Annotated in this window: 9 protein-coding genes; 6 read left to right on the top strand and 3 right to left on the bottom strand. The window is 51.6% G+C overall.

The features are described 5' to 3' along the window. Positions 1-313: 313 nt before the first annotated feature. The 6 genes from LZ24_RS13310 (at position 314) to LZ24_RS13285 (ending at position 11,730) form a co-directional block, all read left to right on the top strand. On the top strand, positions 314-2,107 hold the full coding sequence (locus tag LZ24_RS13310; RefSeq protein ID WP_186443146.1) for an autotransporter assembly complex protein TamA: 1,794 nt from the start codon (positions 314-316) through the stop codon (positions 2,105-2,107). A 59-nt stretch (positions 2,108-2,166) separates the two neighbouring features. Continuing rightward, entirely contained in the window at positions 2,167-6,489 is a 4,323-nt protein-coding gene (locus LZ24_RS13305) for a translocation/assembly module TamB domain-containing protein (protein WP_222427639.1), read from the top strand. Positions 6,490-6,547: 58 nt separating this feature from the next. Next, positions 6,548-7,132, top strand: coding sequence for a peptidylprolyl isomerase (locus LZ24_RS13300; RefSeq protein WP_222427638.1), 585 nt, complete (start codon positions 6,548-6,550; stop codon positions 7,130-7,132). A gap of 203 nt (positions 7,133-7,335) precedes the next feature. Beyond that, positions 7,336-9,021: an energy-dependent translational throttle protein EttA gene (gene ettA, locus LZ24_RS13295; RefSeq protein WP_144685931.1), complete on the top strand. Its 1,686-nt coding sequence runs from the start codon at positions 7,336-7,338 to the stop codon at positions 9,019-9,021. Positions 9,022-9,215: 194 nt separating this feature from the next. Further along, the gene (locus tag LZ24_RS13290; protein WP_144685995.1) at positions 9,216-10,130 is read left to right on the top strand and encodes a DMT family transporter; all 915 of its coding nucleotides are present in this window, start codon (positions 9,216-9,218) and stop codon (positions 10,128-10,130) included. A gap of 4 nt (positions 10,131-10,134) precedes the next feature. Continuing rightward, on the top strand, positions 10,135-11,730 hold the full coding sequence (locus LZ24_RS13285) for a peptide chain release factor 3 (protein WP_144685929.1): 1,596 nt from the start codon (positions 10,135-10,137) through the stop codon (positions 11,728-11,730). A gap of 237 nt (positions 11,731-11,967) precedes the next feature. On the opposite strand, the gene LZ24_RS13280 is transcribed toward LZ24_RS13285, so the two are convergent. The 3 genes from LZ24_RS13280 to LZ24_RS17300 form a co-directional block, all read right to left on the bottom strand. Further along, positions 11,968-13,767: a hypothetical protein gene (locus LZ24_RS13280; protein ID WP_144685927.1), complete on the bottom strand. Its 1,800-nt coding sequence runs from the start codon at positions 13,765-13,767 to the stop codon at positions 11,968-11,970. A gap of 63 nt (positions 13,768-13,830) precedes the next feature. Further along, complete coding sequence (locus tag LZ24_RS13275) at positions 13,831-15,408, bottom strand: hypothetical protein (RefSeq protein WP_222427637.1); 1,578 nt, start codon at positions 15,406-15,408, stop codon at positions 13,831-13,833. Between the two features lie 191 nt (positions 15,409-15,599). Then, positions 15,600-16,177 (bottom strand): hypothetical protein (locus LZ24_RS17300; RefSeq protein WP_144686284.1); only part of this gene is annotated, 578 nt, incomplete at its 5' end.

Raw genomic sequence — 16,177 nt, 5'->3', positions numbered from 1 at the left:
CAATCTTATTCGGGAGCTTCTTGTCCTGTGCGGAAGCGGCAAAAACTCCCCGCCACAGGCAGGATAAGCTTTTTGATTACCATGGCAGGCTTAAGCACGCTGCCTTTGTGGCGGCTCAGACAGTTTGCCGCTTCTTTCGCACAGGCCTGCAAAGCTCTGATCCGAAACGATTGCAATGTCACTTGCAAATAGCCACGGAGCCTTGCAACAGTACAAAGCTGCTGCAACTACAGCATTGACCGTTCGGAATAAACCGTGCTGAATAATTACAAATATGAGATCATCAGTAAAAGCCCAGGACCCGGAACATGCCATGCTTTTTTTAAATATTTCCCTTAAACTTTTAACGGTTCTTCTGCTGATCTGCCTTGTTTCTTCAGCCGAAGCCAGACTGCTCCCCTTTCTGTCCCAGGACGCCTACAGGGTGAGGATAGAGGGGGAAGTGGCTCCTGAGATCAAAAACCTTCTGCTGGCTGTTTCCGAAACCCATGCCCTGAAAGACCGGCCCGTTGCCACACCGGAAATGCTGAGAAGGCGTGCGGCCAATGACATTGCCCCCATGACCCGTGCCCTGCGCTCCGAAGGATTCTACAAAAGCGACATTTCTGCAGAAATGAAGACAGGAGGGGAGATCCCTGAGGTCATTTTCCACGTAAAAACAGGGCCTGCCTACCTTATCCATGAAATCCTGATAACTTCAGAAGATACAGAGCCTTCGGTACAGCACCTTCCCAAAGCAAAGGATCTGAACCTTGTACCCGGGACCAGGGCAAGGGCTCCTGAGATTCTTAAGGGAGTTGATCTCTTAAAAAATTTTTTCAGGGAAAGGGGAACGGCAACACCGGAAGTGACCTTAAAAACCCCCGTGGTCAGACACAGCGATCACAGCGTTCATCTGCATTATACTTACAAATCGGAGCCCATTTCCCTTTTCGGCGATCTTTCCGTGGAAGGAACAAAACGGGTCAAACCCCTTTATGTGGAAAACCGTGTCCCATGGCGCAAGGGAGAACTGTTCAGGGCATCCCACCTCAACCGCTTCCGCAGCCAGCTCATGCAGGACGGCCTTTTTGCCATGGTGGATATCCACCACCCGCCCCTGCCCGACGGGGACCTCTTCCTGCCTGTCCATGTCAGCCTCATTGAACGCAGCCCCCGAACCATCAAAGCCGGGGTCTTCCATGAACCGGACACGGGATCCGGTGTGAAGGTGGACTGGGAACACCGCAACCTCAGGGGCATGGGAGAACGCCTGAACCAGAGCTTTACCCTTGCGGAAAGAAAAAAAGAGTCCCGGACAGAATACCGGATTCCCGATTTCATGGATAAACGCCAGTCCCTGCGCCTTTCCGGCTGGGTGGGGGAAGAAGAATCCCAGGCCTATAAAAGTGAGGAAGGGGCCTTTGGCGCAAGGATTTTCCGTCAGCTCTGTCCCCTCTGGTCCGCATCCACGGGCGTGCAGTACCGCCTCAGCCGCACCACCCAGCAGAAAGAAACCAAAACCTTCGGTCTTATATCCTTTCCCCAGGAACTGATCCGGGACCAGCGCAACAGTATCCTCAATCCCACCAAGGGTATGCGTATGTTCTGGCGCATCGAGCCCCTCAGGGATACCCTGGATACGGATGTCTGGTTTCTCAAGCTTTCCACGGGCATGTCCGTACACTTCCCCCTCATTGCAGAGGAAAAACTTGTTTTTTCCATGAGGGGCACCCTTGGCTCCATCCTTGGTGAATCCAACCTCAGTGTGCCCGCGGACGAACGTTTTTATGCCGGGGGCGGGGGCTCCATCCGGGGCTACAGCTATAAGTCCATAGGCCCTGAAGAAAAGGGAACCGTGGTCGGGGGCCGCAGCATGGTGGAAACCGGGGGAGAGCTGCGCTGGCGTATGGAAAACAATTTCGGGCTTGTGGCCTTTCTGGACGGCGGGCAGGTATTCACCTCCTCGGAACTGCAGCTGGAAGACGATTTCTACTGGGGAGCTGGTCTGGGCCTGCGCTATTATACGGACTTTGCCCCTTTCCGTCTGGATGTGGCCTTTCCCCTGAACCGGAGAGCGCGGGATGATTCCTTTCAGATCTACATCAGCATAGGACAGGCATTTTAATGGACCCTAAAGATCAAGATTCTGAAAAAACAGAAAAAAGCATAATAAGAAAAATCCTGATGCTCATCCTCTGGGTTTTTCTCTCCCTGACCGTGGGCCTTTGCGCCTTCAGCCTGATTCTTTTGCGCACGGAACCCGGCCAGCGTATGCTGGAGCGTGGCATCAACCGCCTGCTGGAAAATCCCCAAGGCCTCTCTGTCCGCATACAGGGCCTCGGCGGTGCCCTCCCCTTTGACCTGCATATGGAAAACCTCAGCCTCCATGACAGGGAGGGGCTTTTCCTTCAGGTCCGCCATCCTGAAATCAGCCTTTCTCCGGGCGAACTTCTGTCCGGCCGCATCCATATCCAGAAACTCCGTGCATCCTACCTTGGCCTTTACCGCCTTCCCCTTACAAACAAAAAAAGCGCTGAAAAGCATGACAAGGAAGAAAAAACCGCTTCCTTTCCTCCGGATCTTCCGGCCATTCATCTGGAAGAGCTGCTGCTGGAAGAAATTTTTATCGCTGAATCCCTTGCCGGAGAGGATATGCACATGCGCCTGCAGGCCTTTCTCCACACGGACAGGGAACTCTGGCAGACGGGCCTCCATCTGGACATGATCCGGGGACCGGAAGCTTCCCTTGCCCTTGAAGCCGGTTTTTTCCCGGAAACAGGCCTTTTCAACATCCACTCCCGCCTTGATGAACCCCATGGCAGGCTGTCCCTGCTTCTGGGACTTGACAGAAAACTTCCCCTGCATCTCCGGCTGGGGGGAGAATCCATGGAAGAAAACGCCTGGAAGGGCAGCCTTGATATCCGGGCAGGAGAAAACAACGGGCTGAAAAGCGAAATCTCTCTGAGCTGGAAAAGCCTGCCCACCCTGATACTGGACGGCGGCTTTGATCTGGACCCCGAACTGCTTCCGGAACCCCTCAGGGGCCTTCTGCCCACGGGTCATTTCAAGGCCGGCATATCCAGAGCAGATACCGGCCATATTCTCATATCCCACCTCCTGCTGGAAAACAGCCGGCTTGCCCTTGAAGGAGAAGGCAACCTTCTTCCCGAAACAAAGGAGATGGACAGCCGTCTTTTTTTGAGTCTGACAGACACAAAAGCACTGGCAGACTGGCTGGGCTTCAATCCCGGAACGGACATCTCATTGGATATAAGTGCCAAAGGTCCTTTTACCGCACCGGAAACCCGGATACGGCTTTCCCTGAAAGATCCTGAGGTAACGGGTCTTTCCTTTTCCCTTCTGGAACTGGACGGCCAGCTTGCCATTGAAGAAAAAAAATCCGGGCTTCCTGATCTGCTGGCAAGGGGCAAGATCCGGGGGGAAAACTTCTCCTATACCTACGCCCCCCTGCCGGACCTGCTGGAAGCAGACTTTGACCTTGCCTTTGCCCTTTCTTCGGGCCACCTTTTTTTAAACGACCTCAGCATTCAGGGTGAGGATGTGAGCCTTGAAGGCAAAGGCGAAATCAATACAAAAAACCTTGAAACGGATATCCGTGCCCGTCTGCATCTGGGAGAGCTCCACCCCTGGGTTTCCCGCTACCTGCCATGGGAGGCCTGTGGCAGCGGCACCCTTGAAACCCGTATGACGGGAAGCTTTTATCCTCTGTATCTGCACTTTGACATCCTGACGGAGCTTGCACATGTCAGGGATCTGCCCCATCCCTTGGGCCCCCTCACCGGTGACAGGGCAAAACTTGAGGGCAAACTGCTTCTGGATTATCTGAATCCCGAAGATGGCGGCATGGGCATACACATCCCATCCCTCACGCTGGATACGCCCAATGCCCGGCTCAAAGGTCAGATGGCCTTATTTACGGAAAACGGCCGTTTTGAAACCGATGCCCACATGCACCTGCGCCATGCTTCCGCCCTGCTGCCGGAAGCCACTGGCAGTCTGGATCTTTTTGCCCAAACCCTTGGCAGCTTTGATGATCTTTCCCTGACAACAGCCCTCGAAGGCCCGGACCTGACCATAACAGGCACCCCCGCGCCCTTCAGGATTGACCTCAAGGCCAGAGATCTTTTCGGCATGCCTTCGGGCATCTTTCGCCTGAATGCAGGCCCTGAAGACTTTCTGATTTCCGGCGGCAGTGCTTTTCACATGGATGAAAAGGCCGTTTCCCTGTCCGGACTGCTTCTTCATGTTCCCGGTGGTAAAATCAAAGGGGATGCCGCCTTTGACTTTGAAAAAAAGGTCATCCTCGGGGAGCTGAAGGCCGATCTTGAAGATGCATCGCCCTACGGTACCCTCGCAGGTATGGATATGGAAGGAAGGGGCCAGCTTATTGTTCATATGTTTGAACAGGAAAGCCGTCAGGACGCATCCCTTCATCTGGAACTGAAGCCATGGAAAACAGCATCCCTTGCGCTGGAAAATCTTCGTGCCGAGGGCAATATCCAGAATCTCTTTGAAAAACCTGAGATGCATGCCAGCATCCGGGTAGAGAATCTGTCTGTGACGGATCTGAGGATAAACAGCGCCGAGGCAGGGTTCACGGGTTCTCCGGAACGCCTTGCGCTGGATCTTCAAAGCACAGGCCATATTCAGGCCCCCTTTGAGCTGAATCTGGCCGCCCTCTATGAAGAAGCGCAGAATACCCGCAGCCTCACCATGGAGGACATCAGCGGAAGCTGGGACAGCCATGTGTTCAGCCTTGTATCCCCTGTCCTGATGCAGCAGAAGGAAGAGGGCTTTTTCCTCGAATCTCTGGATCTTATCCTTGATTCGGGCAGGCTGAAGGCCCGGGCCGCATGGCAGGAGGATTCTATAAACATGCAGCTGGATCTGACCGCTTTGCCCGTCCCCCTGCTTACCCCTTTCATGGAAGGGGAAGTGGACGCTGCCATCCACATGGAAGGAGATCCGGCAAATCCCCATATCCGGGCGGAAGTAAAGGGCCGCAACCTTGTACCCCATGGGGGAGTCAATCTTCCTGTCATGGCTCTGGATGCAGATGCCACCCTCAGGGATAAAAATCTGAGTCTCAGGCTCCGGGCCGGAGAAATGCATGCCTCCGAGCCCCTGCTGCAGGGACATGGCCACATGCCCATGGGCCTTTCCCTTGCCCCCTTTCATCTGGATATCTCCGAAAACCACCCCGTGGAAGCCTCCCTTGCGGGAAGTCTGGACCTCGGAAGGCTGGGTCTGCTCTTTATGCCTCACGATCAGGCCCTTACGGGACGTGCCCTTGTGGACCTCAGCCTCAACGGCAGCGTGGGCACCCCCAGGCCTTCGGGGACGATTCTTTTTCAGGAAATCGCCTATCAGCATCTGGAGCAGGGTGTACTCATCCGGGATCTGGCTGCAGCACTGAAAATCAGCGAAGACAGGATAGAACTGGAAAACTTTTCGGCCAGCGACGGGGCCAGCGGCCTGCTTCAGGGCAGCGGCAGGGTGCTCATTTCTTCCGAAGAGCACTTTCCCTTTCAGTTTTCCGTGGATGCTGAGCGATTCAAAGTGGTGGACAACCCTTTGATTATGGCAGTTATGGCAAGGGGAAACAGCACCGTCAGCGGCAATACCCAGAAACAGGAGGTCAAGGGAAATCTCCGCTTTGAGCGTGTACTGATTCAGCTAAGGGACACCGGCGGCCCGGAAGTGGCCGATCTGAATGTCCTTGAAATCAACGGAAAAGGAGAGCCTGAGCCTGTTCAGGCCGAACCGGAAAAAACCACCGACCTTGCACTGGACATCAATCTCCATTTTCCCTCACGTATTTTCGTCCGGGGCCGGGGGCTGGATTCTGAATGGGGGGGCCGCATTGCCGTTCAGGGTCAGGGCTCGGCGCCTGTCATCCGGGGAGACATCCGCCTGCTCCGGGGCCGCATGGATTTCCTCGGAAAGCGCCTGACCCTTACGGAAGGCAATATCATGCTGGACGGCAGCCAGCCGCCCAACCCCTTTGTCACCTTTGAAGCAAGGCAGGAGGGAAGGGAAATCGTCTCCATTCTCCGGGTGGAGGGGCACCCGCCGGAGCTGGATTTCTCCCTTTCCTCCAACCCGGAACTGCCCCAGGATGAGGTGCTGGCCCACATGCTTTTCGGCAGGTCCCTTGCCACCATCACACCGGTTCAGGCCGCCCAGCTGGCCCTTGCCGCACGGCAGCTTGCAGGACACGGCGGTCCCGGAGCCATAGATACCGCAAGAAACATCCTGCAGCTCGATGACCTTGACATTGTATCCGACGGAGACGATAACGAGGACATCCGCCTGCGGGCAGGCAAATATATCCACGAACGGGTATATCTTCGGGTGGAAAAGGATCTGAAAACCGATGATGATCTGGTTTCAGCGGATGTGGAACTGAGCCGGCGCCTCACCCTTGAAAGCAGACTCAGTCCCAGAGGCGGAGAAATGGGCCTTTACTGGAAAAGGGATTACTGAGGAAAACAGCGCCTGTCAGATCAGGCACAATGGAAAAAAACAGAAGAAAGGATAAAAAATGCTGAAATTATTGATCTCCCTTCTCTGCACGGGCCTTATGCTTGCAGGCCCCGCAATGGCAGAAACAGAAGAAAAAACAACAAATATCATGGTTGAAATAAGCACCAGCATGGGTGCCATGACCCTTGAGCTCTACCCGGACAAAGCCCCTGAAACCGTAAAGAACTTTCTTTCCTACACATCGGAAGGCTTTTACGACGACACCATCTTCCACCGGGTCATCCACGGATTCATGGTTCAGGGCGGCGGATTCACGGAAAACATGCAGCAGAAAGCCACAAAGGAGCCCATTGCCAATGAGGCAGCCAATGGCCTGAAAAACCTTAAAGGCACCATTGCCATGGCCCGCACCAATGCCCCGCACTCTGCCACCAGTCAGTTTTTCATCAATACGGTGGACAACGATTTTCTCAACTACAAGGCTTCCACGGCCCAGGGCTTCGGCTACTGCGTGTTCGGCCGGGTGGTGGAAGGCATGGATGTGCTGAGCAAAATTGAGCGGGTACCCACAGGCTTTAAAAGGGGACATCAGAATGTACCCAAAGAAACCGTAAAAATTCTGTCCGTAAAAGTACTGCCCTGAATGCATGGGGCTGTGCGCCCTTCCCGGATTAAAAAAGCTATCCGAAAAAGCAGGCCTTGCCATTCCCTTCATCTTCCTTTAGATACGGACTGAAATGGGTGCCTGAAAAAAATTCAAGGCCCACTGACCTTATATAAAAAAAAAGCGCACCCACCCGGTGCGCTTCCCTTTTATGAACCCCCATGAACAAAGGAGCATTACCCATGAGCGTGGATACCAAAAAGGTCATCTACACAATGATGCAGGTAAGCAAACGGCACGGCACCAAAACCGTACTGAAGGATATTTCCCTTTCCTATTATTATGGTGCCAAAATCGGCGTACTGGGCCTCAACGGCTCCGGTAAAAGTACCCTTTTGCGCATCATGGCCGGCGTGGACAAGGAATATGCCGGAGAAACCATCCTTTCCGACGGTTATTCCATCGGCTATCTGCCCCAGGAACCCCTTCTGGACGAAAACCGTACCGTACTGGAACTGGTGGAGGAAGGCGCTGGCAAGGTGGCTGCCCTGATGAAGGAATACAATGCCATCAACGAAAAATTTGCAGAGCCCATGGATGACGACGCCATGAACAAGCTGATTGAGCGTCAGGGCGAGGTGCAGGATCTGCTGGACCGCATGGACGGCTGGGACATTGACGCCCGGCTGGAAATGGCCATGGATGCCCTGCGCTGCCCCCCCCCGGATGCAAAGGTGGCCATACTCTCCGGTGGCGAGCGCCGCAGGGTGGCCCTTTGCAAGCTGCTTCTGCAGAAACCCGACATCCTCCTTCTGGACGAACCCACCAACCATCTGGATGCGGAATCCGTGGCATGGCTGGAGCAGCACCTGCAGCAGTATGCGGGAACCATCATTGCCGTTACCCATGACCGCTACTTCCTCGACAATGTGGCGGGATGGATTCTGGAACTGGACAGGGGCGAAGGCATTCCCTGGAAGGGCAACTATTCCTCATGGCTGGAGCAGAAGCAAAAGCGCCTTGCGGATGAGGAAAAGCAGGAATCCCAGCGCCAGAAAACCCTGGAAAGGGAGCTGGACTGGATACGCATGAGTCCCAAGGGACGCCACGCCAAATCCAAGGCCCGTATCAGTGCCTACGAGGAAATGCTGGGCCGCACCAGCGAGCAGCTGGATAAGGAGCTGCAGATCTTCATTCCGCCCGGTCCCCGCCTCGGTAATCTTGTCATTGAAACCGATGGCGTGACCAAGGCCTTTGAAGATAAGCTCCTTGTGGAGAATATGAACTTCAGCCTGCAGCCCGGCAGCATTGTGGGCATCATCGGTCCCAACGGTGCAGGTAAAACCACCCTTTTCCGCATGATTGCAGGGGAAGAAGCTCCGGATAAAGGAGAAATCCGGGTCGGTGAAACCGTGAAGCTGGGCTATGCGGACCAGCACAGGGGTTCCCTTGAATCCGGCAAAAGTATCTGGGAAGTTATTTCCGGAGGGCAGGATATCGTTATGGTGGGTGGCCGGGAGGTCAATTCCCGTGCCTATGTGGCCCGCTTCAACTTCTCAGGGGCAGATCAGCAGAAAAAGGTGGAAGTCCTTTCCGGTGGGGAGCGTAACCGGGTGCATCTGGCCCAGATGCTTAAATCCGAAGCCAACGTCCTGCTCCTTGACGAACCCACCAACGATCTGGACGTGAACACCATCCGGGCTTTGGAAGAAGGCCTTGCCAATTTTGCAGGCTGTGCCCTCATCATCAGCCATGACCGCTGGTTTCTGGACAGAACCTGCACCCACATCCTCTCCTTTGAGGGAGATGCGGAAGTGGTCTTCTTTGACGGCAACTTTACGGAATACGAAGAAGACAAAAAACGCCGCTTAGGAGCCGATGCCCTGATTCCAAAACGCATGAAATACAGAAGACTGACTCGGCAGTAGATCAGCCCCGGATGCTTCCATCAAAATGTTTTTCTTTCTTGAAAGGATATGCTAAAAGCAGCTCCGAAAAGAATGACAGGCCGGAACCGCGGAAAGATTCTTTATGCGGCTCCGGCTTTCTTGCTGGATGGGACTGCTACCCGCACAGGGCAGCAGACACCTGAGGCTGGCTGAAAGGAAAAGCCGTGGTCGCCATGTTTCCCTATTTTGCCCTTGTCACTGCCATGCTGCTATGGGCCACAAGCTTCATCGCCCTGAAACTGGCCTTTACGGCCTATGATCCCATGGTGGTGATTTTTGCCCGTATGGCCATTGCCAGCCTCTGTTTTCTGCCCTTTTTCTTTCGGCTGCTGCCGCAGGTCCGTTACCGGAAGGGAGACTGGAAACTCCTTGGCATCATGGTTCTCTGCGAACCCTGCCTCTACTTCATTTTCGAGGCCAAAGCCCTTACCCTGACCACAGCCTCCCAGGCCAGCATGATCACGGCGGTACTGCCCCTTCTGGTGGCCATCGGCGCCATGCTGACCCTGAATGAAAGGGTGAGTACCCGCACCTTCTGCGGCTTTGCCCTGGCCATGTCCGGTGCGGTGGGCCTTTCCCTTACAGGAACCGTGTCCGAAAATGCACCCAATCCCCTTCTGGGAAATACCTTTGAGTTTCTGGCCATGGTCTGTGCGGCGGCCTATACCCTGCTTTTAAAACGGCTTTCAGAACGTTACCCGGTTTTTCTGCTGACCGGTTTCCAGGCTTTCTGCGGCAGCATTTTCTTTTTTCCCGTACTCTTTTTTCCGGGAACCCCGCTGCCCCAGACCTTTATCCCCGTTCCGGCCCTCTCCGTTTTTTACCTGGGTGTCTGCATCACCTTAGGGGCCTACGGGCTCTATAATTACGGGGTCAGCCGTATTCCCGCATCCCAGGCATCGGCCTATGTCAACCTCATACCCGTATTCACCGTTTTTTTCGGCTGGCTGATTCTGGGCGAACAGTTTACCATGCCCCAGTATTTCTGTGCCGCCCTGGTTCTTTCCGGCGTTGCCGTCAGCCAGCACAGCATTCCGGAACCCTCTGTGCCGCCCCTTATCCCTGCGGCCCAAACCCCACAGGAATAAAACCATGACCCGACCCAACAGCAAAATCGCCCAGGAAGTGGCCATGCGCCGCACCTTCGGCATCATCAGCCACCCCGATGCCGGTAAAACCACTTTAACGGAAAAACTCCTGCTCTTTGGCGGTGCCATACAGACGGCGGGTGCCGTGAAAGCCAAAAAGGCCCAGCGCCATGCCACCTCAGACTGGATGGCCATAGAACAGGAACGCGGCATTTCCGTCACCACCTCTGTCATGAAGTTCAATTACAGGGATTATGAAGTCAACCTGCTGGATACCCCCGGTCATCAGGACTTTTCCGAAGATACCTACCGGGTACTCACCGCCGTAGACTCCGCCCTTATGGTCATTGATTCCGCAAGGGGTGTTGAAACCCAGACGGAAAAACTCATGGCCGTCTGCCGCATGCGCAACACCCCCATCATCACCTTCATCAACAAGCTGGACAGGGAAGGCATGAGTCCTCTGGATATCCTCTCGGATATTGAAGAGAAGCTGCAGATCGAGTGCGTGCCCATGTCCTGGCCCATCGGCATGGGCAAACGCTTTAAAGGTGTGTACAATCTTTATAAGAAAGAAATTTCCCTTTTTAATCCGGGCGAAGACAGCAAACCCAAAGATGTCATCACCGTTAAAGATCTCAGCGACCCCGTGCTGGATACGCTTCTAGGCTCCCAGGCCGATGAGCTGCGGGAAGACATTGAGCTGCTGGAAGGTGCTGCCAGCCCCCTTGAGATGCGCCACTATCTTTCCGGCTCCCAGACACCGGTTTTCTTTGGTTCCGCCATCAACAACTTCGGTGTGCGCGAACTGCTGGACGCCTTTGTGGAGATGGCTCCGGCCCCTTCTCCCAGAGCCACCACCACTCGCATGGTCTCTCCTGAAGAAGAAAGTTTTTCAGGCTTTGCCTTTAAAATTCAGGCCAACATGGACCCGGCCCACAGGGACCGCATTGCCTTTGTTCGCATCTGCTCCGGAAAATTCACCCGCGGCATGAAGGTCATGCACCACCGCCTTGGCAAGGAAATCACCATCAGCAATGCCACCATCTTCATGGCCCAGGACAGAAGCCATGTGGACGAAGCCTGGCCCGGAGACATCATTGGTGTGCACAACCACGGCACCGTTAAAATCGGGGATACCTTTTCTGCCAAGGAGCCTCTGAAATTCACGGGCATTCCCAACTTTGCCCCGGAAATTTTCCGCAGGGTCATCCTGAAAAACCCCTTAAAACTGAAACAGCTGCAAAAGGGCCTTACCCAGCTGGCCGAAGAAGGGGCCGTTCAGTTCTTCCGGCCCGTCAATGCCCCGGATTACATTCTCGGGGCCGTAGGCTCCCTGCAGTTTGACGTGACCATGCACAGACTGAAAGCGGAATACAGCGTGGATGCCATCTATGAAAACGTCAACTTTGGCGTGGCCCGCTGGATACGCTGCGAAGATCCCAAAAAATTTGCGGAATTTGAAAAAAAACACAGCCACAACCTTGCACGGGATGCCGAAGGCCACCTCACCTTCCTCACCACAACGGAATGGCAGCTGGGATTTGTGGAGGAACAGTGGCCGGATGTGGTTTTCCTGAAAACAAGGGAGGCGGATTAGGGCTGGGTTCCATCAAATAAACAGATGAGGCCGGAAGGAAGAGTCCGGCCAGTATCTTAACCGGACCAAGGAAGCAGCCACCATCTGACATGATGCCATGGCTGCCATGCCGTATTCGCACGGGCCTCCACACATAGTATCCATGTTTTATTTTATTGCCCAAAAGAGGCATAAGACGGCTCCTTTTTCCAAAAAGCCCTCTGAAATCATGGATTTTCAGCATTTCATGGAAACAGGTCAGGCGGAAATCTTTTCACCCTTCAGGGCCTTCAGAAGGCTTTCTGATTCATTTGTAATATGCAAACTTTTAGAAACTTTATCCGAAGCAGGCCCCCTTGCATAGATAAACTGGATCATACGGTTAATGCATTTTTCCGCACTCTTTTCACTCCACTTCATTTCTTTTATGACCGAACCGACAGGTGATTCCGCATTTGCCAAAAGAGACCTGCATACACAGGTAAAAAGGGAGGTCGGGTGGGTATTGATTCCACTGAACCATCCACCGGAAAAATCTCCAACCTTGTTTTCCTTGAAACATCTGTACATGATTTGATTGATTTCAACTTCTGAACTTGCCTGCTCAACGCAGACAGACAGGGCTCTTGCCCTTTTTATACCCGAAGAACCGTGGGAACCACTGTCTGAGTAAGACTTCACTTCCTTCATCTGAATGGCCATATATTCTCTGATACCCTGAAAAATAAGTATCTTCAGATAATCCGGATAATCCATTTCTCCTGGAGCTGGCAGCTTCATGGCTGCCTGATTTATAGGAGACTTTGCCTTATGGTATTTTTCCCTGAACCTTGGATAACCCATCTGATCCTTATAGGTTTTAATCAAGGGTGAAGTGGCCTCATTGAGCAAAGACAAAATGACATATTTACCTCCACCAAGATCCCTATTAACAGAATCTGTTTCAACACCAGTCATTTGATTATAATCATCACTTACCTGTCCTGGATAATCACAGGGTTTCTGAACTAAAAAAGACAGATTGACAGGAATATCCTTTCTCGTTCCAAAGGAAGTCATCCCGGCTGAGACATAATAGACATCCCGGACCCAGCAGACCGGTGTATTCAGCTTTTTAACTGTTCCACTATAATCCATATACATATGCTCTCTGGGATTTAAGGTAGAAGCTATTTCCACAATCAGATCAGACGAAGATTTCGGGCCTGCATTACCTTTCATTAAATATGATCTGATTCTGTAATCCATTTTAAGTACAGGATGATATTTCTTTTCTTCCCTTTGAAAATAACTGAGACAGCCTACGATCCAGGCATTTAAATTAGTGTCATGTTTAAAAATCTGCCCATGTTTTGAGATAGGTCCTGCCACTTCTCCATGTTTTACCTTGGTTAGATTTATTTTAGCAGGCTGTTTTCCATATACTTCCTGAACCAGAACAGAGCCAATTTTTTCGCTTCTTTCGATGGAACAATGTTCCACATTGGCCGGAAAATTAGCAGGTTCAAAATTTCTTTTTGTATCGTATTCTTTCATTAGTTCTGGAAAATGATTTTTTTCCATGACCATATAGCTATAAGCTGCATGATCGCTGGATCCTGCTTTTGGCTTACCTGTCCACGGGAATGTATGGGGAACGATTCTGCTGCATTTATTTTTTTCCCAGAAAGTTTCGAGTTTTGTATGCATTTCTGAAGTAACAAAGCATTCATTGACATACCCAATTTTAGTATGCTCTTTTTTTTTGTTATCCCCAAAACCTTCAGCCCCTTTTGCCCATGCTCCACGACTTCTGAATCCCGTGAAAGCCCGCCAGTTGGCCTCACTGCCTGAATAGTACCACATCCGGCATGCCATCTTTTGCGAATCAATGTGATACCCATATATAATCCGGTATGCAACGGTACCTTCTGCTCTTGTACCAATATCTTCCTGAACCCGATCAGCCAGATAGAATTTCTTCCCCTCGATATCTATTTCTTCCCATTCCTTTTCCTTTTTTGCTGCCTTCCCATGATTTTTAAACCAGCCTACAACAAAATTCAGATATTCAGACATGATGACCTCCCTAAATATCAAAAACATTTTGTAATTATTACAACAACACAAATCAGACAAAAACTACAGAAAAGCCCCCAGTCCGGGATGAATGCGAACAATGGCTGCCCTGCTCAGACCCGAAGATTTCAGGTTCATGGCATAGGCCTGAACCGTGGTATGGAGTGCCTGATAGGCCTCTGTTGTGGATTTTTTACGGGTAGAACTTGTGGAGGCATTTGCCTTTTCTATCATGTCCACCATATCCCCTGCACTGCGGATCAGCCTGACCAGACCGCATTTTCTGTAAAGATCCAGCACCTCAACCATCTGTGCCACATGGCCGGGCACCTTTTTATTTCTTCCGCCAAGAACCACACTTTTACCGCCACCCCACCCCGTACTCCACGGGTAATCTTCTATAAACTTCTGCAGTGATCCCAGATATTCTTCCGTCTGTTTAATAAAGGAATCCTTATCATATTCACCTCCGGGACCAGAAAATTCATTCATGGTTCCCGCATCAAAGGCATTGCCTGCAAAACCTGCGTAACGCTCAGACCCCTGAACCATTTCCCCCCAGGACTTATTGATAAGATTTTTAATATGATTTTCCTGACTATGACAAAAAAGAAGAAAATCCGGATCCTTTTTCATCTCGCTGACAAGATGCTCCCGGCTTTCAATCAGTTTTTTCTGAACATCCACCCATACTCTGGGAACCTTTTCTATATCGCTGGCATTTTTTGCAATGTGATACAAAGCAGAAAGGGAGGTAAAGATCAGCCGCGCGATGGCAAGATACTTAAAGTATTCCATTAAAAGATAGGGGCCGGGATCTTTGGCGTAATCAAAAAGACTGAGAAGCCGTGAATCATAAAAAGGACATGCACTGGGCTGATACTGGAGGTTCTGAATATAATCCTTAGTAATGCGACCATCCAGAAAATCCGTAACAATTGTATTCAAAAATGCATGGGAAAGGAGATATTTCCTGTTGGACATCAGGCCCATGGTGCAGCGGTCACTTTTAACCCGCCTGTCCCTTGCGGGCCTTGGGGATACAGGGGGAAAATACTTGATATTGGCATGACCCAGCATCTTTTTTTTCACATCGAAAACACCAGCATTTCTCGAAGCCTCGCTGATCCTCAGGCTGTTAAAGGACTGGCCATGGTCAATTTTAACAAAACCGCCAAATTCTCTGGCATTTCCATCCCCCGAAAGCACCACCAGCCCGTAGTTGTTATCCGAGAGATCATTTTCTTCAAAAAAGATGGAAGAGATCATCACCATCATGAAACTGTCCAGATTTTCCTGGAAAGCTTTTTTATATTTGTCATAAATAAAGTTGTTATTTTTATTTCCCTCCTTTTCCAAAAGCTCCCGGAAAGACAGAAAATTAACCGAAGCAGAAACCACGGTATTGGCATCCCGCACCCTTATTTTTGGCTGATAAGGCCCCAGAAGATAACGGTAAATCTCGCCTGTCATGCACTCAATCTGGGCCTCCTGGGCACTTTCCAGCTCCTTTAAAAACCACACATCTTTTTTCTGTGGATTTTTTTGGCTGGTTCTCTGAATAATCTGTACTGGATGGGCGCTCACCCCAAGACTTCTAATAAGTTGATAATTTGAATAATTCTTGAATCCTGTTCCCATACTATCCTCCTGAATGCCCCCCATACCGGCAGCAGGCTTCCTCTTCAAGGTTCTGATTGATAAGTGCAGGTACAGGCCCCATGCACCTGCACATGTATATTTTTGAATACATCCATACATCCATTCCATGATGCCTTATAAAAACAGAGGAGCAAAAAATCTGAAAACAGCAGCATTCATCAGAGCCTTTATCAGCCCACGGTAACGCCCCATTTTTTTACAAACTTATCCGTATTGGATACGGCAAGGTGAATGTCCTGACTCTCGGGCTGGGGCATGACACCAAGGCTCATGGTATAGTTCTTGGGGCTTACCACTTCCATGGACTGATCCATGTCGATGTTGATGGCAAGATCCCCGCCGGACTTCATGATAAGACCCTTCAGATCCGTATCGTCGGAATGAAAGCAGAGATAATACATTTTGGCATCGGGGTCATAGTCATAAATATTGAACTTCATCACCACTTCCGTATTGGAAAGGCTCTGGTGCTGGAGCATGGCCACCTTGTTTTTCACCGCCGTACTCACCTGAAAGGCAAGCTGGATGGGGTCCGCATAGCCGCCATTCCAGTAAATCTTGGAAATAACCCCAACCACCTTGACATATTCGGACATATTCGCCGATGTGGGATCCGTTACATCCATATCCGCTGTCATTTCCTCATCGCCGATGGTGAGGGATACCAGATGCCCCACAAGCTCCTGACCGTCTTTCTGAAAATTGAACCCCTGATACACACTGCAGTTGAATGAAGACTCAGCCATGA

The organism is Desulfobotulus alkaliphilus (genome assembly GCF_007830435.1).
In the GTDB taxonomy this organism is placed as follows: domain Bacteria; phylum Desulfobacterota; class Desulfobacteria; order Desulfobacterales; family ASO4-4; genus Desulfobotulus; species Desulfobotulus alkaliphilus.
The sequence above is the reverse complement of the archived record's forward strand: the minus strand, read 5'-3'. Positions and strand labels throughout refer to the sequence as shown.